The following is a 25,852-nucleotide window of genomic DNA, read 5'->3' as shown; positions in this document are numbered from 1 at the left end:
AGTAGGCTGACTCCCCATGACCAGCATGTGGGGCGCGCCTTTGCGCTCGAGGTGGCGCGGTTCGCGGCGCCGCGACGCCGACCAGGCGAAGTTTTTGACGATCGATTCGTTGCGGTGGGTGATCGCGAATCGCGCGTGGACCCCGTGGTACCTCGTTCGGTACTACCGCCTCGCGAAGTTCAAGGCGACGAACCCGCACATCATCCTGCGCGGCATGGTCTTCCTCGGGAAGGGCGTCGAGATCCACGCGACGCCGGAACTGAGCCGCATGGAAATCGGGCGGTGGGTGCACATCGGCGATGGCAATGCGATCCGTTGCCATGAGGGTTCGCTCAAGATCGGCGACAAAGCGGTCTTCGGCAAGGACAACGTCGTCAACTGCTACCTCGACATCGAATTCGGGGAATCGGCGCTGGTGGCGGACTGGTGCTATATCTGCGACTTCGACCACCGCATGGACGACATCAACATGCCGATCAAGGACCAGGGCATTCTGAAGAGCCCGGTGCGCATCGGTCCGGACACCTGGACTGCGGCCAAGGTGACGATTCTGCGCGGCACCCGCATCGGTCGCGGGTGTGTGCTCGGTGCCCATGCCGTGGTCAAGGGCGAGATTCCCGATTACAGCATCGCTGTCGGTGCGCCGGCGAAGATCGTGAAGAACCGCAAGGAATCCTGGGAAGCCGGCGCTGCCGAGCGCGCCAAATACATTGCGGCGCTGGAAGATATCGAGCGCAAGAAGGCTGGGCTCCCCAAAACCTCGTGAGTCTTTTTGGAGTCTATAGACTCCAAAAAGACTCACGAGCAGGTCGGCTATGGGCCGAGGGTGGAGGTCGGATCAGCAGTGTCGGCGATCGTTCGCAATACGTGTTTGAGCGTCGACATCCCGTCGCGGCCGATGGCCTTCTCATACCCGGCTTCGATGTCGGCCATCTCGCGAAGCGCGTCGTTCAACAGTCGCCGACCGACGGGCGTGTGGCGGACCAGTGCCGCGCGACCGTCGTCTGGATCGGGCGTGCGCTCGACGTAGCCGCGGCGCTCGAGTTCGCTGACCAACTGACTGACCGCTTGGCGGGTTGTGCTGACCCGTTCCGCAAGGACGATCAGTCGGGTGCCCTCGGTGTCGACGTTGCCGAGCAGTCGAATGTGGCTCGGTTGCACGGCCTCGTGGCCGAGTGCGTGCAATCGGCCGGCCAGTTGTTCGGTCTCGATCTGCGAGACTCGAAGCAGTAGCCGCAGCAAGACACTCTCCCGGTGGATTCTTATCTCGGTCGGCGACATCTCGTCGAACGACGGCACTAGGCTTCCCCTCCATTTTAGGCAAGGCACTTGACAATAAAAGGCAAGTCACTTGACAATAGATGAGTCCGATCAGAATGGCGAAGGAATGCAGATGAACACCCACTCCGTCCGATCAACTGTTGTCGAGACCACCGTGGCCGGCTTTCCCGCGCTGCATGGGGCGCCGGGCTCCAAGACGGAGAAGCCGCCGATTCTGTTCCTGCACGGCGCCTTTGCCGACCACTTCACCTTCGAGAGGTGGGTCGGCGCATTTGCCGACCTGGGTTACGAGACCTTTGCGCCTGCCCGACGTGGTCGAGCGGGCGTCGGCCCGGACCGCGCGGCCGGACTCGACTTCGACGACTACGTCGACGACACCCGTGCTGTACTCGCCACCCTCGACCAGCCGCCGATCATCGTGGGTCACAGCCTTGGCGCGCTGATCGCGCAGCGGCTCGCCGCCCAGGGCGCGGCCCGCTCGATCGTTCTTCTCGCACCGGCCCCGCCTGCAATGCTCACGGCACAAGCGGTGGCTTTGCCCAAGTTCGGACCGCAGATGCCGAAAATCATGGCTGGGAGGCCGTTCGTCGTCGGCAACAACGCCTGCTCGGTCCTAGCGCTCAATCGGGTTCCGGCGGACGCGCGTCCGCCGATCCATGCACGACTCACCCACGAGTCGGGCAAGGTGTACCGCGCTCTCATGTTCGGGACCGTACGAGTCGACGCGAGCAAAGTCGCCGTCCCGGTCTTCGTCGCAGGCGGCACCGACGATCGGATCATCTCGACCGCACTCACTCGCAAGACGGCCAAACACTATGGCGTGCAAGCGCACATCTATCCCGACCACGGTCACTGGATCGTCGACGAGCCTGGCACCGACGCGGTGATCCGCGACGTCGCCGACTGGCTCGCATCCCATTGGTCGTGAGTCTTTTTGGAGTCCCTGGACTCCAAAAAGACTCACGAGGGGTCAGGTGCCCGGGGACAGGACGACCACCGAGTTGTGACCGCCCAACCCCAGCGACGACTTCACCGTGAGCCCGTCGAAGCTTCGGGTCAGCCCGTCCAGCAACTGGGGATGAGCGTCCGCGACGATCGGCGGCGCGGGGATGACGCCTCGCTCGTGACTCAGGACCGTGACCGCTGTCTCGACGGCGGCTGCGGTGGCCTGGCAGTGACCGGTGAGGGGCTTGACGGAGAAGACGCGGGTGGTCTCGGGGAACATCGATGCCAGAATCGCTGCCTCGGCGGCGTCGCACTGCGCCGTGCCCGGACCGTGCGCATTGAGATAGGCCACGTCCGCAGCGCCGACGCCGGCCGAGAAGAGCGCCTCATCGAAGCAACGCCGAACATGGGTCAGCGACGGATCCACCGAGGTGACGTGGAAGCCGTCGTGCGACATTGCTCCGCCGAGCACCGTCGAATACGCATTACCCGTTCGATTCGACAGGACGTAGCCGACCGCCGCTTCGCCGAAAACGAAGCCGCGGCTACCACTTTGGAACGGTCGGCAGGCATCGAGCGGCTCCGCATCGGTGATCGCGACCCCGAGCCTGACGAACACGTCGACGACGTTCGGGGTCGCCGACAGATCGGTCGTGACGAAGACGACGTCGTCGACGAAGCCCGCGTCGAGCCAGAGCTTGGCAGTCAGCAACCCAGCCGTTCCGGACGTGCACATCGCCGACACGTTCATCGCCGGACCGTGGAATCCGTACTCCTGCATGAGCAGCGATGCCGGTGTCGACGGAAACACGCCGAGATGCTCGCGGACCGACAACGGATGTAATGGATCGGGCTCGGTCGAGCGAATGAGCTCAGGATCGCCCATGACGACAGCGTGCAGCAGCCCCACGCGCCGACCAGGGACCCAGCCGCGGTCGAGTGCGTCGTCGATCGCTTCCCGTGCGGCACCGCGCATCGCGCGAGCGAAGCGGGTTGTGCCGTCGGCAGGTTTGCCGCCCTCGGGAACGCGCACGATCCAACCGGGCTCGTCGACCGTGGAGCCGTAGCCGCCGACGAGTGTCGCAGCAGGCTTGCCCGACAGCAATCCGGTCCACAATTGTTCGCGTCCCCAGCCGTAGCCGGTCACTGCGCCGACGCCGACGATGCCAGTGTGCTCAGTGTTCATCGATGGTTCCTTTCCTGAATCGAGCTGATTGCGTCAGACGGCGGTGCCGCCAGCCCCTGTCGGAGCCCCGAGTTCTGATACGTTCGAATCTCGAGCCGTGCAGTTAGGTTCACCTACCTAGAGCGGACCACCTGGCGAGGGGGTTGCTGTGCAGGATCACATCTCCCCGATTGTTGTCCCAGCGGAGGTCAGCGGCCTCCCGGCGGGAACAGTCGCCGAAAGTCGGGCGCTCGCCGACCTGGCCGAGCGGTATCAGCTGCTCGTGGAATTGAGTCCGGATGCCATCGTCGTGCACGAGGGCGGCCGGATCGTCTACATCAATCCGGCAGGCGTGCGGTTCTCCAGGGCGCCGTCGCGAGCGTATGTCATCGGACGCCCGATCACCGATTTCGTTGCGCCGGAAACGATTCCCGATATGGTGCAGCGGCTCGTCAAATTGACCTCGCCCGGATCGGCCACCGAACCCGCGGACGCGGTGATGCTGCGCGCCGACGGCGAGACGGTCGTGATGGAGGTCGTCTCGGTCCGGACCGTGTGGGAGGGGCGTCCTGCGTTCCAGGTGATCATGCGCGACAAGTCGGTCCAGAAGGCCGCCGAGGAGGCTGTCCGGTCGAAGGCGGCGCTCGTCGAGAACGTCAGCGACGCGATCATTGCGGTGTCGGGCGACGGGCTCGTCCAGTCCTGGAACCCGGCAGCCGAGCGCGTGTACGGACGTAGCGGTGCCGAGGCCGAGGGGCGTGCCGTCGGCGAGCTGGTCGGAGCCACGCTCGATCCGGCTGCGATCGTGGCGCAAGGTGGCGTCATCGAAACCACGCACTACAGGGCCGACGGCGCGGCTGTCGAGGTGCGGGTTTCGGCGGCGGAAATGGCAGGCGGCTACGTCCTCGTCTGCGCGGACGAGACCATTCGGCGTCGCGCCGAACAACGATTCGGCACGGTCGTCGCGTCGATGCACGAGGGCGTCGTCGTGGTCGACGGGAACGGCGTTGTCGAGTCGGCGAATCCGGCGGCGGTCCGGATGTTCGGTGGCGCGATCGTCGGAATCGCCGTGACACGCCTGGCGCTGTGCGATTCGGAAGGTCACGCCGTCGCCGAAGGCGAGCAGCCGATCGCGAAGACGCTCGCCACGGGTGAATCGGTGACCCGCCAGATCCTTCGGCTGGATCCAGGCGGACGAAATCTGTGGCTGTCGGTCAGTTGCCGCCAACTCGATCCCGGCGAGACCCACTCGGCGGTCGTCATGTCGTTTGCCGACATCACCGAGCAGACGATTGCGGGGGAGCGCCTGCGGTACGACGCGACACATGACGCTCTCACCGGTCTCGCGAACCGCGCGACGATCGTGTCGCTGCTCGACGCGGTGTTGGCCGAAAAAGACCGAACTGCGCTGATCGCAGTGCATTTCATCGATGTCGACCGTTTCAAGATCATCAATGACTCGCTCGGCCACAGCACCGGCGACGAAGTGTTGCGCATCGCAGGCGACCGACTTCGCCGTTCGGTCCGGCTCGACGACGTGGTCGGCAGATTGGGCGGCGACGAGTTCGTCGTCGTCACGACCTCCGCGCGCAACCATGACGGGATCCGGGCGCAAGCGGAGCGGTTGCGGCGAACGATGTCGGAGCCGATCACACTCCTCGGAGGTCAGCAGCTCAACGTCGACGCGAGTATCGGCATCGTCGCGGCAGCACCGGACGACACCCGCGCGAGTGCCGACCTGCTTCGCGACGCCGATATTGCGATGTACCAAGCCAAGACGTCCGGTCGTGCGCGGTGTGTGTTCTTCAGTGTCGAGCTGCGCGAAAAGCTGCAACGCAAGCTGCAACTCGAACAAGACCTTCGGGCCGCGCCGGATCTCGGCCAGCTCTCGGTTGCCTACCAACCGATCGTCGAGCTGCGCACGAATGAGACGGTCGGGGTCGAAGCGTTGGCGCGTTGGCTGCATCCCGTGCTCGGCACGGTCCCGCCGGTGGAATTCATCCCGTTGGCCGAACAGAGCGACCTGATCAACACCATCGGCGCCTACGTCATGTCCGAAGCGACCCGGGAAGTTGCGGGCAGGCGCAGGGTCGACGGCCGCCAGCTCCAGTTGGCGGTCAACATCTCGGCGCGTCAGACCGACGATCCCGGTCTGGTCGAGCACGTGCGAGATGCGCTGGCCGTCTCGGGTTTTCCCGCGCAGTCGTTGTGCGTCGAGATCACCGAAAGCACGCTGATGAACGACCCGGAGGCCACTGGTCGCACGTTGGATGCGCTACGGCGTCTCGGTGTCCGCCTTGCCATCGACGACTTCGGAACGGGCTATTCCTCGCTTGCCCAACTACAGCGACTGCCACTCGACATCCTCAAGATCGGGCAGCCGTTCGTCGCCGAACTCGGGTCGTCGACGGACGCCGAAGCGATCGTCACCAGCATCATCGCCATGGGCCATGCAACCGGACTCACCGTTGTTGCGGAGGGCGTCGAGACACCAGAACAACTCGATGTGCTGGCCCGGCTCGGCTGTGACCAAGCGCAGGGCTACTTCCTCGGCCGTCCTGGCCACGCCGACGACCTCACAGTTGAGGTGAGCCCGGATCCCGTTCGGGCAGTGGACGTTCGATGATCACGGGTCGACCGAGCGGATGCCGGACCCGCCGTTTGGCGCTCTGATACACCTGCGTGGTTTCGGCGGCGACGACGTGCCAGTCGAAGTCGGCAGTCAAGCGGTCGCGCGCTGCCTCGGCACGAAGTTGAGCGGCGGCGGGGTCGTCGAGGGTCTCTCGGACCGCCGAGGTGAGGCCGGCAACGTCGCCCGGTTCGAACGACAAGCCCGTCACGCCGTCGACCACGGCTTCGCCCAAGCCGCCGGCCGTCGAGACCACCAACGGCGTCCCAGCCGCGGCGGCTTCGAGGGCGATGATGCCGAACGGCTCGTAGCGGCTGGGCAGGACGATTGCGTCCGCACCGTGCAACCACCCCAGCAGTTCGTTGTGCCCGAGGCTGCCGAGGAATTGCACGGACCGCGCAACCCGGTAGGTCCGCGCGAGTTCGGCGAGCCATTCGAACTGGGTGCCTTCGCCTGCGATCGTCAACGTCGTCCCAGGGTGGCTTCGCCGGATTCGGGGAAGCGCGGCGATCGCGTCCTGAATGCCCTTCTCGTATTCGAGGCGCCCGACATACAAGAGGCGAGCCGGTCCGGACCGCGGTTCACGTTTGCGAAAATGCCACGTCGTGACGTCGATTCCGTTGCGTATCACCGTGATCGGCGCCAGCTTGCTGCCGTACAGCCTGCTGACCTCGTCCTTCATCGACGACGAACACGTGATGACGGCGTCGGATTCGTTGGCCAGCCACCATTCGACCGAGTGGACCTGCTTGTTGATCCGGCCCGAGACCCAGCCGCTGTGCCTGCCCGCTTCGGTGGCGTGCAACGTCGACACGAGAGGGACGTCGTAGAACTCGGCAAGAGCGATCGCGGGGTGGGCTACGAGCCAGTCGTGGGCGTGAACCACGTCGGGCTGCCAGCCTTCGCCGACGCCGGGCTTGCCCAAGGCGATACCTGCGCGGACCATCGCGTGGCCCATCGCGAGGGTCCAGGCCAGCATGTCTTCGCCGAAGACGAAGTGCGGCGAGTCCTCGGCGACCGCGACGACGAGGACGCCGTCGGCGATGTAACTATGTGTGGGGTGGGTGACCGAATCGGTCCCTGACGGTCGGCGGGACAGCACAACGACCTCGTGACCTGCGGCAGCGAGCTCGACCGCGAGGTGGTGCACGTGCCGACCGAGGCCGCCGACGACCACCGGTGGGTACTCCCACGACACCATCAAGATCTTCATAGCGCTCCCTGGCCGACGCATCAGGCCTGCGCCATCGACTCTCGAACGGGCAATCTGCGAGCATCGAGTCCCGGGAAAAGCCCGTCCGCCACGGTCCATCCTGCCGCTAAACGGTGCGATCGCGCGACTTGGCCAGAATTAAGTGCTTCCGCAATCTCCCGCACGGCGTGTGCGTGCAGGTGAGCGCGGTCGCGGGCGTAACCGGCGGCGGAGTCCTTGCTCACCATGAACGCCCAGTCGCTCGAGACCGCGAGCAGTGCTTCGCGCAGGATCTGATCGTTGACGCGGTCGCGAAGCTCGACGGTTCCGTGCCGGCCGTCGCGTGACTTGTCGATCGTGTCGAGCGCGGTCGCGACGACCTCGTCGTTGAGTTTCACCAGGTCGGCGACCTGCTCGCCCGCCCACACACGCCAATCCTTGCCAGAACCCCACGAGGAGGCGGGCAAGGCGACCGGTTCGCCGACGTAGCCGCGCTCGCGGGCTTGGGCGAGGGTCCCGACGTCGATGCCTGCCTCCGGCAAGGCGCGAAGCACGTGCTCCAGCCATTGCGGGCCTTCGTGCCACCAGTGCCCGAAGAGTTCGGTGTCGAATGCTGCGACGACCAACGCGGGACGGCCGATTCGCTTGGACTCGGAGTGCAAGCGCTTGCGGACCGTCTCGACGAAGTCCTCGACGTGGCGTGCGATGGCTTTCTCGGCCAGCTCGGGATCGTACGGAGCCTTGTCCTCGCTCGACACCTTTCGCCCGGTGACGCGGGACGGCTTGAGTCCGGTGTCGTGGCAGTAGGTGTGGAAGTCGCGATAGGCGGAATGGCCTGGGTAACCGGATTTCGGTGACCAGACGCGATAGCTGACCTGCAAGTCACGGCCGAAGGCGACGACGTCGGCGTCACGCACCGGGCGCCCGAGCGAGGTGTCACCACGCAATGCCGGCCCGTCGACCATGAAATGCCGCACACCTGCCGCGTCGTATCCGATTTCCATGCCGGGGGAGTACGCGCATTCCGGTGCCCAGATGCCGGTGGGTGCGGTGCCCCAGCGTGACTTCGCGTCGGCAAGGCCTTCTGCCAGTGAAAACGCGCGCAGCCTCGGGTCGAGTAGCGGCTGGAACGGGTGAGCCAGCGGTCCGCCGAGCAGTTCGATGGTCTGGGCGTCGATCAGTTCGCGCAGGACCGGGGCAGCGCCGTGGCGCCAATTGGTTTCGAAATCAGCCAACGCGGCCGAAGCGTTGCGGTGCTCGCGGGCGCCGAGCTCGCGGTGCGAGGGGTTCGCCATCAGCGCTGCCTCGTGCGCACGCAACTGCCAGTTTCCGAGCCAATGGTGCATGCCTGCGAGGCAATGTGGATCGTCGAGCTGGGCGGCAAGGACCGGCGTGATTCCCAGGCTCACCTGGTTCGTGTAGCCCTCGGCGGCAAGCCTTTTCAACGCGGCGAAGACAGGTAGGTACGACGCCGCCCACGACTGGTAGAGCCATTCTTCGCCCACCGGCCACCTGCCGTGGTTGGCGAGCCACGGCAGGTGGGAATGCAGGACCAGGCTGAACATGCCTGGAGACTTGGTGGTCAAGGCTTCACCGCAATCGCGACGAGGTCGAGGCTGTCGTCGATGTCGGGTTCGCGAAGCTCGAAATCGTCGACGCTGACGGCTGCGACGTCGGCAGTCAGGTCGGCGGGCCACGGCTCACCGGCGAGCGCGCGCTCGATCTGCGCATCGATGAACGAACCACCATGTTTGGCGTCGAGGGCCTTCAACGTCGGTCCGTGATGGACGCCGGTCATCAGCTCGATGTCGAATCCAGACTCGACGAGCAGTTCGGTGAGCTCGGCGGCGTTCAGTTCGCGCGTATGAAATGGATTGAGCGGGGTGTCGCGGCCGGGGGAGAACGTGATCCGGTTGGGTGTGCTGATCAGGAGGCGTCCGCCCGGTTTCAGCACTCGGAGGCATTCGCGGATGAACTGCGGCTGGTCCCAGAGATGTTCGATCACTTGGAAGTTGACCACGACGTCGACCGAGGCGTCGGGGAGCGGCAGTTCGGCGAGGTTGCCGTGGCGCATGTCGACGCGTGGATACCGTGCGCGGACGTGCTCGACCGCGCTGACGTCGTAGTCGAGACCGATCACGCTGCTCGCGACGTCGGCGATCATGTTGGCGCCGTAGCCTTCTCCGGAGCCTGCCTCGAGCACGGCGGCTCCGGCGCAGCGGCCGAGCAGGTCGCGATAGACCACCTCGTGGCGCCGAAACCAGTAATTCTCTTCGGCAATTCCGGGTACCGTGCGCTCGCCAGTGAGTGGTAGCGGTTCGACGGACTGTGGCTCGCTCATCCGATCGACGGTAGCTGCAGCGCGGTATGCGCAGGTGGAGTGGTCCTCATCACGACCCCTTTTTCGCCTAAGTTACTGGCGAGTAGGTTAGCATAGAGTAATCTCTCGCAGAGCAATCACGAGACCACACGATGCAGCTACCACAGGAGGGTCGACGTAGACCGATGCCTAACATTGTCGTTTTGATCAAGCAGGTCCCCGACACATGGTCCGAGCGCAAGCTGAGGGAGAGCGACTACACCCTCGATCGCGAGTCTGCAGACCCGGTGCTCGACGAAATCAACGAGCGCGCCGTCGAAGAGGCGCTGCTGCTGAAGGAAAAGCACGGCGGCGAGGTGACCGTGCTGTCCGCAGGTCCCGACAAGGCGACCGACGCAATCCGCAAGGCACTCTCGATGGGCGCTGACAAGGCCATCCACGTCAACGACCCCCAGATTCACGGCTCCGACGCGGTGCAGACCGCGTGGACTCTGGCCGGCGCGATCGGTCAGATCGAAGGCGTCGAGCTCATCATCGCGGGTAACGAAGCCACCGACGGCACCGTCGGTGCTGTGCCGGCCATCATCGCCGAGTACCTCGGCATCCCGCAGCTCACGCACGTGCGCAAGGTCGCCATCGACGGTGACACCATCACCGCCGAGCGCGAGACCGACGAGGGCGTTTTCGGCCTCGAGGCCACGCTGCCCGCGATCATCAGCGTCACCGAGAAGATCAACGAGCCGCGTTTCCCGTCCTTCAAGGGCATCATGGCCGCGAAGAAGAAGGAAGTTCTGACCTTCACCCTCGCGGACCTCGGCATCGACCCGGAGACGGTCGGCGTCGCGAACGCGGGAACTGCGGTCACCGCCGCAACCCCGAAGCCGCCTCGTACGGCTGGTGAGCGGATCGTGGACGAAGGTGACGGCGGCACGAAGATCGCTGCCTACCTCGTGTCCAACAAGATCATTTAATCCCGCTCACACAGACTCAGGAGACAGAAGCAATGGCAGAAGTTCTTGTGCTCGTGGAGCACGCAGAAGGTTCCATCAAGAAGGTCACGACCGAACTCCTCACCGCCGCTCGTGCACTGGGCGAGCCGTCCGCGGTCGTCGTCGGTCCGGCAGGCACGGCTGACGGCTTGGCCGAGTCGCTCGCCGCGGCAGGCGCAGAGAAGATCTACGTCGCCGAAGGTGACGCGGCCGAGGGCTTCCTCGTGACGCCGAAGGTCGACGTTCTCGCGGGGCTCGTCGAGTCCGCGGGTCCGGCAGCGGTCATCACCGCCGCCACCGCAGAGGGCAAGGAGGTGTCCGGTCGGCTTGCAGCACGCATCGGCTCCGGACTGCTCAGCGATGTCATCGACGTGAAGTCCGACGGCACCGCCATCCACTCCATCTTCGGTGGCGCGTTCACCGTCGAGGCCAAGGCGACCGGTGACGTTCCCGTCATCTCTATCCGTCCGGGCGCGGTCGAGGCCGCACCGCAGGCCGGCGCAGGCGAGAAGGTCGCCGTCGAGATCCCGGCGCAGGAAGACGGCGTCGTCAAGATCACGTCGAAGGACCCGATCGTCGGTGGCGACCGCCCCGAGCTCACCGAGGCTTCGGTCGTCATCGCAGGTGGCCGTGGTGTCGGCAGTGCCGACAAGTTCTCGGTCGTCGAGGAATTGGCGGACTCGCTCGGTGCCGCTGTCGGCGCGTCGCGTGCGGCTGTCGACTCTGGCTACTACCCGGGCCAGTTCCAGATCGGTCAGACCGGCAAGACCGTGTCGCCGAACCTCTACATCGCACTCGGCATCTCGGGCGCGATCCAGCACCGCGCCGGCATGCAGACGTCGAAGACGATCATCGCCGTCAACAAGGATGAAGAAGCCCCGATCTTCGAGATCGCGGACTACGGCATCGTGGGCGACCTGTTCAACGTTGCCCCGCAGTTGACCGAAGCGGTCAAGAAGCACAAGGGCTAGTCTGCAGCTCCGCTTTACAACTGTGCGCGAGTTTCACCCCTCCGGGGGTGAAACTCGCGCACAGTTCTATGTTCGGGGTATGGACTTCGACGAAGTAGCAACCACGACCCGCGCCGTGCGCAAACGCCTCGACCTCGATCGGCCGGTCGAGCGGGAGGTCATCGACGAATGCCTCCAGATCGCGATTCAGGCTCCGACCGGCGGTAATGCACAGGGGTGGCGCTTCCTGGTTGTGACTGATCCGGAGAAGAAGCAGGGTCTCGCCGAGTGCTACCGCGTCGGTTGGGAACAGAATTACGCGGCTAAAGGTGAGTCGATCAACGACGACACCCCCGCGCAGGAGCAGCGGTCCTACTCGTCGGCCGACTACCTCGCTCAGAACATCGAGAAGGTGCCCGCGCTGGTCATCCCATGCGTGCTCGGTCGACTTCCGGAAGGCGCACCGACGATGGCCTGGGCCGGCTTTCTCGGTTCGATCATTCCCGCGGTCTGGTCGTTCCAGCTCGCATTGCGTAGCCGTGGCCTCGGCTCGGTCTACACAACGTTGCATTTGGCGGAGGAGCGCAAAGCTGCGGAACTGCTCGGCATCCCCGACAAGGTCACGCAGGTCGCGATGATTCCGGTCGCCTACACCAAGGGCACAGACTTCAAACCTGCTGTGCGACGGCCGGTTCGCGAGGTCACCTACTGGGACGGCTGGAAGCAGACGCTCTAGACCCCGTTGCGTTGCACGGCAATACTTTGTGCCATGACGCCGCTGCAGCGCTACGTAGCCGAAGAGATCGCCACCGACCACGCCGACGGACTGATGCCGCGCCGGGAAGCTCTGCGCCGCCTCGGCCTGCTCGGGCTGAGTGCGGCCGCTGCGACGACGTTGCTGGCGGCGTGTGCGTCCGACGACGACAAACCCGCCGCCGCATCGACCACCCCGTCGGCGAACCCCAGCGGACCGCCCGGCATGGACGAGGCGGTCTCGACCGAGGCGATCACGTTCGGCTCCGGGTTACAGGGTGCGTGGGCCGCCGCAGCCGACCCCAAAGGATCGCTGCTCGTCATCCATGAGAACAAGGGCCTGACCGACCACATTCGTACGGTCGCAGGTCGATTCGCGGGTGCCGGGTACTCGGCGCTCGCGATCGACCTGCTGTCCGAGGAAGGTGGCACAGCGAAGTTCACCGATCCCGCCGAAGCGACCGCCGCGTTGGCGAAAGTTCCGCCTGCCCGCTTCGTGGCCGACATGAAAGCCGGCATCGACGAGTTGCAGCGCCGCGTACCGGACAAGAAGGTCGCAGCGATCGGCTTCTGCATGGGCGGCGGACTCGTGTGGCAACTGCTCGCCGCGGGTGAACCGCGACTGGCGGCAGCGTCCCCCTTCTATGGACCGCTACCCGAGGGGGCCGACTTGGCAGGCTCCAAAGCCGCGGTCCTGGCTGTGTACGGCGAACTCGATGCGAGAGTGAACGCATCCCGCGACGCGGCGACCGCCGCGCTCGAGAAGGCAGGCCTACCCCACGAAATCGTGACCGAGCAGGGCGCCGATCATGCGTTCTTCAACGACACAGGTCCGCGTTACAACGCCACAGCCGCCGCGGACGTGTACGCCAAGGTCCTCGACTGGTTCGGTCGGTACGCCTAGGCGACTGCGGCACCCGGGCCGGGCAGCAGATCGACGTTGTCCCCGTGCATCGGCTCGCCGCAATGGCTGCAACGCAGCTCGACCCGGCCGATCTCGCCGCACGTGTGGTGGCGGTACAGCACCGGCGGCCCGGCTTCGCCCGCTAGCCAGTGGTCGCCCCAGTTCGCCATGGCCATGAGCATGTCGAGAAGTTCGGTCCCCTTCTGCGTCAGCACGTACTCGTAGCGTGGTCGCCGATCGTAGGGGCGACGGTCGAGCACGCCGTGGTCGACGAGGTGGTTCAACCGCTCCGTCAACACTTTTCGTGAGATGCCCAGATCGGCCTGGATCTCGTCGAACTTGGCGAAACCGGCCCACACGTCGCGCAGGATCAGCGGCGACCATGGCTCGCCGATGACGTCGAGTGTGCGCGCGATCGAGCAGGCCATGTCGTGGAAGTTCGTGCGTTGCATGAAACAAGTCTAACAACTGGGGTTCCCTAAGGGAACTCAAGCTGCTACGGTTTTGGAGTCTCCTCAAGGAACCCCGAAAGGATTGCAATGAGCAAAGTCTTCAGCGCACACTCGGTGTCGGTCGACGGCTACATCACCGGCCGTGATCCGAGACCAGGTCACGGACTTGGGGACGGGGGAATGCTGTTCGACTGGTACTTCGACGGCGACACTCCGAGTCAAGTGTTCGACGGCTTCAAACTGAGTGCGGAGAGTGCCCGGGTCTTCGACGTCGCGGCAGCACGTTCCGGTGCGATCGTTGCCGGCCGCAACACCTATGAGGACTCCGACCACTTCGGGGGCGGCAGTCCGCACCCGAGGGCCCACTTGGTGGTCCTCACCAATCGACCCGCACCGGAGATCAGCGAGCGGCAGACCCTCGTCACCACCGGCATCGAGGACGCGATCGCCGCGGCTCGCGAGGCAGCAGGCGGTAAGGATATCGGTCTGATGGGCGGGGGAGTACTCACTGCGGCATTGGAAGCGGGGCTCGTCGACGAGGTGATCCTGCATCAGGTGCCGGTTGTACTCGGTGGCGGCCGACCGTTCTTCCAAGCACTGCCCGACCACGTCCAGCTACGTCTGATCGAAGCCGTTCCCGCACCGGGCGTCACCCACCTCCACTACGCGGTGCAGCGATGAACCTCGACGCCGACCTCCGCCGCATCCTCGACGGCACCCCGATCGCCCACCTTGCCACCGTGCTTTCCGACGGAGCGCCGCATTCGGTCCCGGTGTGGATCGGCACCGAGGGCGAGCACGTCGTCATCCTCACCGGTCCGGGCTCGCAGAAGGCTCGCAACATTCGGCGCGATCCGCGAGTGGCAATTTCGCTGACCCCGCCCGACAACCCGTTCATGCCGGTGATCATTCGCGGCACAGTTGTCGAGTGGGTCGACGGCGACGCGGGGTGGGCGATCGTCGACCGCATCGCGACAAAATATATCGGCGGTCCGTATTCGCGGACCGACCTGCGGGTTGTCGCTCTCATCGAGCCAGATCAGCAGAGCGTCGGATAAATTCTGGCGCCGGATGTCGAAGTCATGACGCCGTCCCCGACCCATTGGCGAGGATCGCAAGGAGCGGTCACCGACGAGAGGTAGAGATCATGGGACGCGTATTTTCCAACATGTCGATGTCGTTGGACGGCTTCATCGAGGACGCGAACGGCAGCGTCGCCGAGCTGTTCGAGTGGTACACGGCAGGTCCGGTCGTGACGGAGACCGCCAACTCCGACCTCGAATACCGTCAATCCGAGGAAGACGCCGAGCACATGCAGAGCGTCGTACCGAAGATCGGTGCGCTGATCACAGGGCGCGCACTGTTCGACCTGACGAACGGCTGGGGAGGGTCCCATCCCGTCGGCGCTCCGGTCGTCGTTGTCACCCATAACGCCCCGACCGCCGAGGAGTGGCCGCACCAGGACGCGCCCTTCACCTTCGTCACCGATGGCATCGAGGCCGCGATCAAGCAGGCCAAGGAAATTGCGGGCGACAAGGACGTCGTCATCGCTAGCACCACCATCGCCCAGCAAGCACTCGACGCCGGTCTGCTCGACGTGATCACCGTCGACCTGGTGCCCTACCTCCTCGGCGCTGGAAAGCCGTACTTCACCAACCTCGCCAACAAGCCGGTCCGGCTATCCAACCCCACCATTCGCCGGGGAAATCGCGCCACCCACCTCAGCTATGAGGTCGAGTACTGATCTGCCTCGCCGCCGCACGGCCTTTTGTTCCCCACAGACGCAATTGCCCTTGCGTCGAACAAAAGGCCCTGCGGCGGGGATTAGGCGGCGAGGATGAACACTCCGACGGGCGCTCCGATAATCGCGCGACGTTCGAAGGCTCGCCGCAACTTCGCCAGGATGAGGTGCGGGCGTTGCAGTTCCGCCCACGTCCAGCGGACGACGATCCAGCCCATATCGCGCAACCGATCCTCGCGCAGCTTCTCCCGGTAGACCGCTTCGCCAGCGTCTTCGCCTGGCCGTAAGTATTTGCCGTACTTCACCTTGCCGTCGAATTCGCCGATGACGCCGAATTCCTCGAAGAAGAAATCACCACGACCGATCGAGTGGCCGTCATGATCGAGAAACGACGTCTGCAGCTCGGGCTTCGGACCAGCCAATCCGGCGAGCACAACGCGGCTTCGCGATTCACCGACGCTTCCGCTTTTCCCGTCGAGCATCTCGATCGCATGGACAGCGCGTCGATGGCCGGGCCGCTTTTCGGCATACGAAAGCGCAGCGAGCAAATCGTCCTTGGTCGATCCCTTGCGCAGTGCGGCGTCGCCGATCACGACCGCCTGCTCGAGCGGCACTGTCCGCGCGAGGTCGGCAAACGCGCGCTCGAGCGTGAACACACGAACTCCGCTTACCTCGACCACGTCGGCTTCGTCGAACGGCGCGCTGTGAACATGAAGCTGCCTGGATCGTCTGCCGCCATTCGCGCGATTGCGAGTCACATGAACGCGATCGAGCGGTACGTCCCACACGGGCACCGGATGCATGACAGTCGCGGACTGATGGCTCACGACCGCGTCGGGTGACAACGCGGGAACCGTCGCACGAATCAATTCGCGATGGACGTCGGCTGACTCGCGTCCGTCGTCGTATCCAGGCGGCAGGTAGAAACCGGGACGCAGCTGAGTCCATCCTTGGCGCGTATAGAGGACACGCAACTCGCCGTCCGTGTGTCCGCGCGACAGCGCGTCAGGTCGGCGGACGGGTGTTGGCTCGGCGGTCATAGGAAATACGATGGCGCACCAGAAGACCCCCAAGCCGGCAATGGAATCTGTGGATAGATCGGGCCTTGTGGATAACTCGCCCCGCAGGGCGTTTTGTTACCCGCAGACGCAATTGCCCTTGCGTCGAACAAATAGCCCTGCGGCACTACCCAAAACACCCCAAAAGGCCACCCACCTAAACCGCAAATGAACGCAGGTATGCCCTGCGACCTGCGTTAACCCAAGCTAAATCGACACGACGCTCAAGCGATGCTGTTTAGCATTTCAGGCTCCGTAGACAACGGGTTATGACAACTTTGTCGGTTCTGACTCCACCCAGCCGGATCATCGACGACGTCGAAGCGCGGCCCAGGTACTCCCTGGTCGTGACGTCTGATCGGGAGCACCGCGTAGCGGCGCAAAAGCTGCGCTACGAGGTATTCACCAGCGAACCTGGTTTCGATATTCCCTTCAGCGAAGCAGGAGTCGACGCGGACCGCTTCGACGATCACTGCGACCACCTCCTCGTCCGCGACGACCGTTCGGGTGACTTCGTGGGTTGCTACCGGATGCTTCCGCCCGACGCGGCGAAGGCGGCCGGCGGGTACTACACGGCGACCGAGTTCGACCTGTCGGCGCTCGCGCCGCTGCGGTCGCAGATCGTCGAGATGGGTCGCGCGTGTGTCCGCGAAGACCACCGCAACGGCTCGGTCCTCAGCCTCATGTGGGCGGGCATCCTGCACTACATCCAGTTGACCGGGTACGAGTACGTGATGGGCTGCGTCTCGGTGCCGATGCAGGAGACGGCGGGTGATCCCGAAGGCTCCAACGTCCGCGGCGTCCGCGACTTCCTGCTCAACAAGCACGCGTCGCCCTACAAGGTCCGCCCGTACAACCCGGTCGTCCTCGACGGACGCACGCTCGACGACATCGCACCCCCGGCGGGTCGGCCGAAGGTGCCGCCGCTCGTGACCGGCTACCTCCGCCTCGGTGCGTCGATCCTGGGCGAGCCGGCACACGACCCGGACTTCGCGGTCGCGGACTTCGTCGCACTGCTCGGACTGCACGAGGTGAACCGCCGCTACCTGGACCGGCTGCAGGCGGCAGCATCCGCTCTCGAAGGCGGCCTCTAGATGACCGCCATCGAGGAAATGACCTGGCAGGACGCGGCTGGCGACAGCACGCACGCATGGATGCCGTCGAGTCCGTGCGGCACAAAATGCGTCGACCGCGACAACATGACCGTCGGCAATGTCGCAATGGCGACCCGAGTTGTCGGTATCGCCGGACTGTTCCTGACTTTCCCTATCGCGAACGCGGCAGTGCCTCGTGTGTGGAAAGACGAGGTCCAGCAGCGATACGCACGAGCGCTGCTACGTTGCTGCGGCATCGACGTGAAGGTCATCGACAATCGCGGCGACACGTGGCCCGGACTGCGTTATGCCTCGCCGGGTGACGGTGCGTTCATCGTCAGCGGCCACGTCGGCTGGACCGACATCCTCGCGATTGCCGCTGTTCAACCGGTGAGTTTCGTCGCACGCGCAGACATGACCGAGTGGCCGCTGCTTGGCCAGCTCGCCAAGCGGATGCGCGTCATTCCGATCGATCGAGCCAAGCTCAAAGCCCTGCCAGGCGTCGTCCGCCAGATCGCGGACCGCATCTCGGCAGGCGAACGAATCGTCGCATTCCCCGAAGGCACCACCTGGTGCGGACGGGCATACGGCAGCCTGCGACCAGCGCTGTTCCAGGCTGCCATTGACACTGCAACACCGGTCCAGCCGATTGCGCTGACCTATCGCCGGGCGAACGGGACGCTGACCACGCTGTCCAGTTTCGTCGGCGACGACTCGATGGTCGATTCGCTGCTGCGGATCCTGCGGTCCGACGGCATCGTCGCCGAGATCGTATTGCAGCCCATCGAACAGCCCGGTACGGACCGTCGTGACCTCGCTGCCCGCTGCGAGCGCGCGGTGCGAGGCGAAATGGAGCTCGACTTCGCTGACCACGGCGTTCTCGACTCGGCCGAGGCTCGCAACACTCCGAAGCAACCCGACGAGTTGGTCGCCCGAATCGCGTGATTTTGGACCACCCGCTCGCCGGGTATCCTTGCTGGGTCATGATTTCGGATACCCAGGCTCCGGTCTACCTCGATCACGCAGCTACAACGCCGATGCTGCCGGCGGCGATCGAGGCGATGACCGCTGTCTTCGGCACTGTCGGTAACGCCTCGTCGCTGCACGGCTCAGGCCGTGCAGCGCGTCGTCGTATCGAAGAGGCGCGCGAATCGATCGCGGCGTGCCTCGGTGCTCGCCCCTCGGAGGTCATCTTCACCTCGGGTGGCACCGAGAGCGACAACCTCGCCGTCAAGGGCATCTACCGGGCACGCCGGGACGCCGATCCATCGCGCACTCGGATCATCGCGAGCGCGGTCGAGCACCACGCGGTCATGGATGCTGTCGAAGCGTTGGTGAAGTCCGAAGGCGCTGCGGTCACGTGGCTGCCGGTCGACAGCGAAGGCTCGGTCGCACCCGACGATCTGCGCGCTGCGTTGGCGTTGCACGCGAACGACACCGCGCTTGTCACCGTCATGTGGGCGAACAACGAGGTCGGCACGATCATGCCGATCGGCGAGCTTGCGCAGATCGCCCGCGAGTTCGACATCCCGATGCATAGCGACGCGGTCCAGGCTGCGGCGCAATTGCCCATCGATTTCGCTGCCAGCGGGCTGTCCGCGGCTAGCGTCGCGGCGCACAAGTTCGGCGGACCGCAGGGTGTGGGCCTGCTGTTGCTCGGCCGTCAGGTCCCGTGCGTTCCGTTGCTGCACGGCGGCGGCCACGAGCGCGACCTGCGCGCAGGCACCCCCGATACTGCGTCGATCGTCGGGATGGCGGCAGCGCTTCGGGCGACCGTCGCCGAACTCGACGAGCGACGGACCCAACTGACCACGTTGCGTGACCTGCTGATTGCCGGTGTGTACAACGTTGCGCCCGATGCGGTGCTGAACGGTCCGGTCGGAGTGCGGCGACTTCCGGGTAACGCGCACTTCACCTTTCCGGGTTGCGAAGGCGATTCACTGCTGATGCTGCTCGACGCGGCCGCGATCGAATGCTCCACCGGCTCGGCTTGTACGGCCGGGGTCGCGCTGCCGAGCCATGTGCTGATCGCGATGGGTGTGAACCCCGCCGATGCGCGTGGCTCGCTGCGTTTTTCGTTGGGACATACGTCTACTCGGGCAGACATCGATGCGCTGCTCGCCGTGTTGCCGCAGGTTCTCGAGCGCGCAAAAGCCGCCGGACTTGCCGGAGCGGGATCTCGGGGAGGAATCCGCTGATGCGAGTACTTGCCGCAATGAGCGGCGGAGTCGATTCCGCCGTGGCCGCAGCACGCGCGGTCGATGCTGGGCACGATGTGGTCGGTGTTCACCTTGCGTTGTCCGAGGCACCCGGCACGCTCCGGACCGGCTCGCGAGGCTGCTGCTCCAAGGAGGACGCGGGCGACGCTCGTCGTGCCGCCGACGTCCTCGGAATCCCTTTCTACGTCTGGGATTTCGCTGAACGCTTCAAGGAAGATGTGATCGACGATTTCGTCGAGTCGTATGCGGCGGGCGAAACCCCGAACCCGTGCTTGCGCTGCAACGAGAAGATCAAGTTTTCCGCGCTGGCCGACCGCGCGCACGCGCTGGGGTTCGATGCTGTCGCAACCGGGCACTACGCGCGACTCGAAGACGGCGTGCTTCGCCGCGCGGTCGATGCGGACAAGGACCAGTCCTATGTGCTCGCAGTCCTGACGGCGCAACAACTTTCGCGCGCCATGTTCCCCGTCGGAGATACCCCGAAGCCCGATATTCGCGCAGAGGCCGCCGCACGCGGACTTGCGGTCGCCGACAAGCCGGACAGTCACGACATCTGCTTCATTCCCTCCGGTGATACTCGCGCGTTCCTCGGTGCGAGGATCGGGGTGCGGACCGGCAATGTAATCGACGCCGACACCGGTGAGGTGCTTGCCGAACATGCCGGCGTGCACGGCTTCACGATCGGTCAGCGCAAGGGGCTCGGTGTCGCAGGGCCTGCTGCGGACGGTCAGCCGCGCTATGTCACCGAGATCGAACCCGAGACGGGAACGGTCAAGGTCGGTTCGGCCGAGCGGTTGCAGGTGTGGACCATCGACGCCGACCGTGCGGTCTGGACCTCCGGTTCGGCACCCGACGGCCCGATCGAATGTGTCGTGCAGGTCCGCGCACACGGTGGTTTGGCGCAGGCCGTTGCCGAAGCGGTAGGCGATGGCATCAGCGTGCGGCTGCGTGAGCCGCTGACCGGTGTCGCACGTGGCCAGGCCTTGGTCGTCTACCGACCGGACGAATCGGGCGACGAAGTGCTCGGCAGCGGAACGATCGCGCGGACCGGCAACACTAGGTGACCGAAATTCTGGCCGGCATTGCTACCGGCATCGGGTCGTGGCCCGGCACCAACCCACGTGAGGCCGCTGCCACCGTCGTCGGTGAGCTGGGCGAGTTGCCTCATCTCGTCGAACTGCCTGTCCGCGGTGTCGGCGCGGACATGATCGCGCGGACCGGTGCGCTGCTCGTGGACCTGCCTTTCGACACGACGACTCGTGGCTATCGCCTGACCGCTCGACGTGGCGGGGTCGCCAAGCGCTCGCACGACTACCTCCGTGAGGACCTCGACGCTCTCGAAGAAGCGTGGGAGACGGCGGGTCTGCGCGGCACAGGCAAGACGGTCAAGCTGCAGGCGTGCGGTCCGCTGACGTTGGCTGCCGAGGTCGAGCTTGCGAACGGTCACCGCGTTCTGACCGATCCGGGCGCGACGCGCGACTTCGCCGACTCGCTCGCCGAAGGTCTCGCGCGGCACGTCGCGGAGATGCGACGACGCCTGGACTGCGACATTGTGCTCCAAATCGATGAGCCGCTGCTGCCGGACGTGCTCGACGGCAGGCTGCGCGGGGTCAGTCGGATGGACACCGTCGCCGCAATGCCCGGGCCCGACGCTCTCGACAACATCAACAGGGTGATCGACGCAGCAGGTGCGCCGGTGCTGGTGCACAACTGCTCGGCATCGCCGCCATTGGAGCTGCTCCGACGTAGCAACGCGACCTATGTCGGCGTCGATCTCACGTTGGTGAAACCAGCCGACCTCGATGGGATCGGCGAGCTGTTCCAAGCCGGCAAGGGTGTTGCACTGGGTCTCGTTCCGACCACTGCACCGACCACGCCGCTGAAGTGGGACGATGCGGCGGCTCCGGCGTTGAAACTTGTGGACCGCCTCGGCTTCGGCCGCGCGATCCTGCGCGAACAGGTCATCGTCACCCCGACCTGCGGACTTGCCGGCGCATCGAATGCCTGGGCCCGGCAGGCGCTGAAGTTGTGTTCCGAGGTCGCGCGGTCGTTCGCCGAGGCCTGACCCCGTGCGCGCGTATCACCCCCGCAAGGGTGAAATTCGCGCACAGTTCGGGGTGTCGGAGGCCTCGACTAATCTGCGGTGGTGACGGAAAACGAGGCACGTGAGCAGTGGCAGAAGCTCGCGGAAGAGGTTCGCGAGCACCAATTTCGCTACTACGTCCGCGATTCGCCCACCATCAGCGACGGTGAGTTCGACGCGCTGCTGACACAACTGAACGCACTGGAAGAGGCCCACTCCGAGCTCCGGACGCCGGATTCACCCACGCAACTCGTCGGTGGGGGATTCGCGACGGAGTTCACTGCAGTCGATCACCTCGAACGAATGTTGAGCCTGGACAACGTCTTCGACGAAGAGTCGATGCGGGCGTGGGTCAAGCGCGTGGAGGCCGATGCCGGGACCGACTTGCACTACTTGTGTGAAGTCAAGATCGACGGGGTCGCGCTCAATCTCGTGTACGAGAACGGGAAGCTGGTCCGGGCGGCGACGCGCGGCGATGGCCGGACCGGCGAGGATGTCACCCTCAACGCGAAGACCATCAGGGAGATCCCGCACCAACTCACTGCCACAGACGAATTCCCGATTCCGGCCGTGCTCGAAGTCCGGGGTGAGGTCTACTTCCGGCTCGAAGACTTCGAGATTCTCAACGCGGCGATTGTCGCGGAAGGCAAACCGCCGTATGCCAATCCGCGCAACACCGCGGCCGGTTCGCTTCGACAGAAGAATCCGGCGGTCACGGCGAAGCGAAACCTCGGGATGATCTGTCACGGCCTCGGCCGGTCCGAAGGTTTCGCTCCGGAGACGTTGTTCGAGGCGTACGTAGCGCTTGCGGCATGGGGGCTGCCGGTGTCCACGCACACGACACGCGTACAGGGTGCCGACGCGATAGTCGACAAGGTTGCCTACTGGGGCGAGCATCGCCACGACATCGAACACGAAATCGACGGCATGGTCGTCAAGGTCGACGAGGTCTCGTTGCAACGTCGGCTCGGCACCACCTCGCGGGCACCTCGCTGGGCCATTGCGTACAAATATCCGCCGGAAGAGGTCACGACCAAGCTGCTCGATATCCGGGTGGGCGTGGGACGAACCGGCAGGGTCACGCCATTCGCGTTCACCGAGCCGGTCACGGTTGCAGGGTCGACTGTGTCGCGCGCAACCCTGCACAACGGGTCCGAGGTCAAGCGCAAAGGCGTGTTGATCGGCGACACGATCACGATCCGCAAAGCCGGTGACGTCATCCCGGAAGTGCTCGGTCCGGTGGTCGACCTACGGACCGGCGACGAGCGCGAATTCGTCATGCCGACGCACTGCCCGGAATGCGGAACGGAGCTGGCGTTCGAGAAGGAGGGCGACGCCGACATTCGTTGCCCCAACGCACGGACGTGTCCAGCGCAGTTGCGCGAGCGCGTGTTTCACGTCGCAGGCCGGGGCGCGTTCGATATCGAGGCCATGGGTTACGAGGCCGCGATCGATCTGCTCAAGAGCGGCGTCATCACCGACGAAGGCGACCTGTTCTCGCTGACCGAAGAAGACCTGATGAAGACGACGCTGTTCACCACGAAGGCGGGTGGGCTGTCGGCGAACGGAAAACGGCTGCTGGACAACCTGGCTTCTGCCAAGGACCGCCCGCTGTGGCGGGTTCTCGTCGCGCTGTCGATACGGCACGTTGGGCCGACGGCCGCGCGGGCGCTCGCGGCACACTTCGGGAGTTTGGACGCCATCATGGCGGCGTCGGGTGAGGAGATCGCCGCAGCAGAAGGTGTCGGTCCGACGATTGCGGTCTCGATCGCGGAGTGGTTCGAGGTCGATTGGCATCGCAGCATCGTTGAGAAATGGAAAGCCGCGGGAGTCCGGATGGAGGACGAACGCGATGCGTCGATCGAACGCAACCTCGAGGGCATGTCGATCGTGGTGACGGGATCGCTGGAAGGCTTCTCGCGCGACGAAGCGAAGGAGGCAATCCTCGCAAGAGGCGGCAAGGCGGCTGGGTCGGTATCGAAGAAGACCGCGTATGTCGTCGTCGGCGATTCGCCAGGAACGAAGGCCGAGAAAGCGGGCGAGTTGGGGGTGCCGGTGCTGGACGAAGAGGGTTTCCGCAAGCTGCTGGAGGGTGGTCCGGACGCTGTCGCTTGACCTCAACTAAGGTTTAGGTCGCACGATGGGTTCATGAATCAATTCCCCACTGCCCTGATCACCGGCGCCTCTGCAGGGCTCGGCCGAGCACTATCGCGCTCGCTCGCTGAAAAGGGCTGGCGCATCATTGGAACGGCGCGCGGCGCCGAGCGGCTCGACCTGCTGCGCGACGAACTCGGACCGACCTTCGTTCCCGTCGTCGGCGATGTCACGGACCCGACGCACCGCGGCAAGCTCATCGACCCAGTGCGCCAGTTCGGCCGCCTCGATCTGGTCGTCAACAATGCCAGCGCGCTCGGACCCAGTCCGATGCCGAGGCTGTCGAAGTATCCGCTCGACGAGCTGACCAAGGTCTTCGAAGCGAATGTCGTTGCCCCTCTTGCCGTTCTGCAGCTGACCCTGCCGCAGCTACGCGCAAGCGGCGGCATTGCCATCGACATCAGCTCCGACGCAGCGGTGTCGCCCTACGAGGGGTGGGGTGGCTACGGATCGTCGAAGGCAGCGCTCGACCACCTCACCGCCATCCTGGCCGCGGAGAACCCGGACCTGCCTGTCTACTCGTTCGATCCTGGCGACATGCGGACCGCTATGCACCAGGCCGCATTCCCCGGCGAAGATATCTCGGATCGTCCCGAGCCGGAGACCGTCGTACCCGCGCTGTTGGAGCTGATCGACCGCCGACCGCCGAGTGGACGCTACATCGCCGCGGACCTGCTCTCGGGGGCCGCGCGATGACCGTTGTGGTCCTGGACCCTGCCTTCGATCTGCCTGCGAACCGGGAAGCGACCGCGCCGCCGGAGGCGCGTGGTCTCACTCGCGATGGCGTGAAGCTGCTGGTGTCGGACCGTGGCACGTTGACCCACGCCACTTTTCGCGAGCTATCGCAGCACCTGCGGGCGGGCGACCTTGTCGTGGTGAACAATTCGGCCACGATGACGGCGGCGGTACCGGGGAGAATCGGTGCGCAACGGGTGATTTTGCATTTCTCGACCTGGCTCGACGACGGGTCGTGGGTGGTCGAGGCGCGGACCATCGATGGGCACCCGCACGACTCGGCCCTCGTCGCGGGTACCACCATCGCCTTGCCCGACGGCGTCGTCGCCACCCTGCAGCACCCATGGCTCCCGCCCGCGCAACGGCTGTGGATCGCGCACGTCTCGGGGACCGGCAGCGTCACGCGGTTTCTCCGAAACCATGGCCGACCGATCACGTACGCGTATGTGCGGCAGCACTGGTCGGCGACCTATTACGAGACGATCTTCGGTCGCGAGTACGGCAGCGCAGAAATGCCGAGTGCGGGAAGGCCGTTCACAGACCGCATGGTGACCGACCTCGCGGTCCGCGGCGTCGCCGTCGCACCGATCACACTGCATACCGGGGTCTCGTCACCGGAAACGGGTGAGCCGCCAAGTCCGGAGCGGTTTGCCGTGCCGGAAGCGACGGCTGCGCTGGTCGAGCACACGCGCCGCAACGGCGGCAGAGTGATCGCGGTCGGGACAACCGTCACGCGTGCGCTCGAGTCGGTGGCCGATACCGATGGGCACCTGCACGCACGAACGGGATGGACGAATCTGGTGCTGTCGGCGGACCGCCCGACCCGAGTGGTCGACGGACTGGTCACTGGCTGGCACGCACCCGGCGCGTCACATTTGATGTTGCTGGAAGCCGTCGTCGGCGCCACCGCAGTGCGAACTGCGTATGACGCCGCCCTCGACACCGGCTATCTCTGGCACGAGTTCGGCGATAGCGCTCTACTGCTGCGCTGACCGAATCAGGCCTGCTGCTTGAGCGGAACCCATTCGTTGGTCGCGTCACGAACATCGAGCGCAATCGTGCCGAGCGCAAGCAGCAAAATCGGCGCAGTGCCGAGAGCCGCGGTTAGGTAGCTGATCATGTGAACCCCACGCCTTTCTCTTCGTTTCGAGCGTGCTTGTCGTATCGCCCGCTATGACTATTTCGTCA

The 25,852-nt window shown here is 65.2% G+C and carries 26 protein-coding genes; 18 read left to right on the top strand and 8 right to left on the bottom strand.

The annotated features are described in order from the left end of the window. Positions 1-16 precede the first annotated feature (16 nt). Positions 17-766 (top strand): acyltransferase, encoded by a 750-nt coding sequence (locus tag FGL95_RS05345; RefSeq protein ID WP_169585103.1) that lies wholly within the window; start codon positions 17-19, stop codon positions 764-766. Between the two features lie 47 nt (positions 767-813). Here FGL95_RS05345 and FGL95_RS05340 read toward each other — a convergent pair whose 3' ends face one another. Further along, positions 814-1,299 carry a MarR family transcriptional regulator gene (locus tag FGL95_RS05340; RefSeq protein ID WP_169585102.1) on the bottom strand — a complete coding sequence of 162 codons (486 nt, stop codon included), beginning with the start codon at positions 1,297-1,299 and terminating at the stop codon, positions 814-816. A 94-nt stretch (positions 1,300-1,393) separates the two neighbouring features. Between FGL95_RS05340 and FGL95_RS05335 the strand changes: the two genes are divergently transcribed. Continuing rightward, positions 1,394-2,209, top strand: a complete 816-nt coding sequence (locus FGL95_RS05335; RefSeq protein WP_169585101.1) for an alpha/beta hydrolase — start codon at positions 1,394-1,396, stop codon at positions 2,207-2,209. A gap of 42 nt (positions 2,210-2,251) precedes the next feature. Here the strand turns inward: FGL95_RS05335 and FGL95_RS05330 are convergent, their stop codons facing one another. After that, a complete protein-coding gene (locus tag FGL95_RS05330) occupies positions 2,252-3,412 on the bottom strand; it encodes a beta-ketoacyl synthase N-terminal-like domain-containing protein (protein WP_169585100.1) in 1,161 nt (386 codons plus the stop codon). A 148-nt stretch (positions 3,413-3,560) separates the two neighbouring features. Here FGL95_RS05330 and FGL95_RS05325 point away from each other — a divergent pair, with 148 nt between their 5' ends. Then, entirely contained in the window at positions 3,561-6,017 is a 2,457-nt protein-coding gene (locus FGL95_RS05325) for an EAL domain-containing protein (protein WP_169585099.1), read from the top strand. Here the strand turns inward: FGL95_RS05325 and FGL95_RS05320 are convergent. The 3 genes from FGL95_RS05320 to FGL95_RS05310 are packed head-to-tail and all read right to left on the bottom strand — an operon-like array spanning position 5,968 to position 9,553. Next, complete coding sequence (locus FGL95_RS05320) at positions 5,968-7,233, bottom strand: glycosyltransferase family 4 protein (RefSeq protein WP_169585098.1); 1,266 nt, start codon at positions 7,231-7,233, stop codon at positions 5,968-5,970. The two genes, FGL95_RS05325 and FGL95_RS05320, sit on opposite strands and share 50 nt — an antisense overlap. Positions 7,234-7,253: 20 nt before the next feature. Beyond that, complete coding sequence (locus FGL95_RS05315) at positions 7,254-8,777, bottom strand: 1,4-alpha-glucan branching protein domain-containing protein (protein ID WP_169585259.1); 1,524 nt, start codon at positions 8,775-8,777, stop codon at positions 7,254-7,256. Between the two features lie 17 nt (positions 8,778-8,794). Then, positions 8,795-9,553, bottom strand: coding sequence for a class I SAM-dependent methyltransferase (locus FGL95_RS05310; RefSeq protein WP_169585097.1), 759 nt, complete (start codon positions 9,551-9,553; stop codon positions 8,795-8,797). A 164-nt stretch (positions 9,554-9,717) separates the two neighbouring features. On the opposite strand from FGL95_RS05310, the gene FGL95_RS05305 reads away from it, so the two are divergent. The 4 genes from FGL95_RS05305 (at position 9,718) to FGL95_RS05290 (ending at position 13,128) form a co-directional block, all read left to right on the top strand. After that, on the top strand, positions 9,718-10,503 hold the full coding sequence (locus tag FGL95_RS05305) for an electron transfer flavoprotein subunit beta/FixA family protein (RefSeq protein ID WP_169585096.1): 786 nt from the start codon (positions 9,718-9,720) through the stop codon (positions 10,501-10,503). 32 nt (positions 10,504-10,535) lie between these two features. Beyond that, entirely contained in the window at positions 10,536-11,492 is a 957-nt protein-coding gene (locus FGL95_RS05300; RefSeq protein WP_169585095.1) for an electron transfer flavoprotein subunit alpha/FixB family protein, read from the top strand. A 79-nt stretch (positions 11,493-11,571) separates the two neighbouring features. Beyond that, positions 11,572-12,207: a nitroreductase family protein gene (locus FGL95_RS05295; RefSeq protein WP_169585094.1), complete on the top strand. Its 636-nt coding sequence runs from the start codon at positions 11,572-11,574 to the stop codon at positions 12,205-12,207. A gap of 33 nt (positions 12,208-12,240) precedes the next feature. Beyond that, on the top strand, positions 12,241-13,128 hold the full coding sequence (locus FGL95_RS05290; protein ID WP_169585093.1) for a dienelactone hydrolase family protein: 888 nt from the start codon (positions 12,241-12,243) through the stop codon (positions 13,126-13,128). Here the strand turns inward: FGL95_RS05290 and FGL95_RS05285 are convergent. Beyond that, entirely contained in the window at positions 13,125-13,580 is a 456-nt protein-coding gene (locus tag FGL95_RS05285) for a winged helix-turn-helix transcriptional regulator (RefSeq protein WP_169585092.1), read from the bottom strand. The two genes, FGL95_RS05290 and FGL95_RS05285, sit on opposite strands and share 4 nt — an antisense overlap. 87 nt (positions 13,581-13,667) lie before the next feature. Between FGL95_RS05285 and FGL95_RS05280 the strand changes: the two genes are divergently transcribed. From FGL95_RS05280 to FGL95_RS05270, 3 genes are all read left to right on the top strand, one after another. Beyond that, complete coding sequence (locus FGL95_RS05280; protein ID WP_169585091.1) at positions 13,668-14,261, top strand: dihydrofolate reductase family protein; 594 nt, start codon at positions 13,668-13,670, stop codon at positions 14,259-14,261. After that, positions 14,258-14,638 (top strand): PPOX class F420-dependent oxidoreductase, encoded by a 381-nt coding sequence (locus FGL95_RS05275; protein ID WP_169585090.1) that lies wholly within the window; start codon positions 14,258-14,260, stop codon positions 14,636-14,638. Before FGL95_RS05280 ends, FGL95_RS05275 begins: the two co-directional genes overlap by 4 nt. An 89-nt stretch (positions 14,639-14,727) precedes the next feature. Then, positions 14,728-15,324, top strand: coding sequence for a dihydrofolate reductase family protein (locus FGL95_RS05270; RefSeq protein WP_169585089.1), 597 nt, complete (start codon positions 14,728-14,730; stop codon positions 15,322-15,324). An 80-nt stretch (positions 15,325-15,404) separates the two neighbouring features. Here the strand turns inward: FGL95_RS05270 and FGL95_RS05265 are convergent, their stop codons facing one another. Next, entirely contained in the window at positions 15,405-16,361 is a 957-nt protein-coding gene (locus FGL95_RS05265) for a hypothetical protein (RefSeq protein WP_169585088.1), read from the bottom strand. 287 nt (positions 16,362-16,648) lie between these two features. On the opposite strand from FGL95_RS05265, the gene FGL95_RS05260 reads away from it, so the two are divergent. The 8 genes from FGL95_RS05260 (at position 16,649) to FGL95_RS05225 (ending at position 25,656) form a co-directional block, all read left to right on the top strand. Further along, complete coding sequence (locus tag FGL95_RS05260) at positions 16,649-17,473, top strand: GNAT family N-acetyltransferase (RefSeq protein ID WP_169585087.1); 825 nt, start codon at positions 16,649-16,651, stop codon at positions 17,471-17,473. After that, on the top strand, positions 17,474-18,418 hold the full coding sequence (locus FGL95_RS05255; RefSeq protein ID WP_240962659.1) for a lysophospholipid acyltransferase family protein: 945 nt from the start codon (positions 17,474-17,476) through the stop codon (positions 18,416-18,418). Positions 18,419-18,456: 38 nt separating this feature from the next. Continuing rightward, positions 18,457-19,671: a cysteine desulfurase family protein gene (locus FGL95_RS05250; protein ID WP_169585086.1), complete on the top strand. Its 1,215-nt coding sequence runs from the start codon at positions 18,457-18,459 to the stop codon at positions 19,669-19,671. Then, positions 19,671-20,756 (top strand): tRNA 2-thiouridine(34) synthase MnmA, encoded by a 1,086-nt coding sequence (gene mnmA, locus FGL95_RS05245; RefSeq protein WP_169585085.1) that lies wholly within the window; start codon positions 19,671-19,673, stop codon positions 20,754-20,756. Before FGL95_RS05250 ends, mnmA begins: the two co-directional genes overlap by 1 nt. Then, positions 20,753-21,757, top strand: coding sequence for a uroporphyrinogen decarboxylase/cobalamine-independent methonine synthase family protein (locus FGL95_RS05240; protein WP_169585084.1), 1,005 nt, complete (start codon positions 20,753-20,755; stop codon positions 21,755-21,757). Before mnmA ends, FGL95_RS05240 begins: the two co-directional genes overlap by 4 nt. An 81-nt stretch (positions 21,758-21,838) precedes the next feature. Then, entirely contained in the window at positions 21,839-23,890 is a 2,052-nt protein-coding gene (gene ligA, locus FGL95_RS05235; RefSeq protein WP_338079713.1) for an NAD-dependent DNA ligase LigA, read from the top strand. 33 nt (positions 23,891-23,923) lie between these two features. Beyond that, positions 23,924-24,625: an SDR family NAD(P)-dependent oxidoreductase gene (locus tag FGL95_RS05230; RefSeq protein ID WP_169585082.1), complete on the top strand. Its 702-nt coding sequence runs from the start codon at positions 23,924-23,926 to the stop codon at positions 24,623-24,625. Then, the gene (locus tag FGL95_RS05225; protein WP_169585081.1) at positions 24,622-25,656 is read left to right on the top strand and encodes an S-adenosylmethionine:tRNA ribosyltransferase-isomerase; all 1,035 of its coding nucleotides are present in this window, start codon (positions 24,622-24,624) and stop codon (positions 25,654-25,656) included. The genes FGL95_RS05230 and FGL95_RS05225 overlap by 4 nt, the downstream gene beginning before the upstream one ends. Positions 25,657-25,661: 5 nt before the next feature. Here the strand turns inward: FGL95_RS05225 and FGL95_RS32725 are convergent, their stop codons facing one another. Beyond that, positions 25,662-25,784, bottom strand: coding sequence for a hypothetical protein (locus tag FGL95_RS32725; RefSeq protein ID WP_277351729.1), 123 nt, complete (start codon positions 25,782-25,784; stop codon positions 25,662-25,664). Positions 25,785-25,852 lie beyond the last annotated feature (68 nt).

Source organism: Antrihabitans stalactiti (assembly GCF_012932915.1).
Taxonomy (GTDB): domain Bacteria; phylum Actinomycetota; class Actinomycetes; order Mycobacteriales; family Mycobacteriaceae; genus Antrihabitans; species Antrihabitans stalactiti.
Note: the sequence above shows the minus strand (reverse complement) of the source record. Positions and strands in the feature narration are given on the sequence as shown.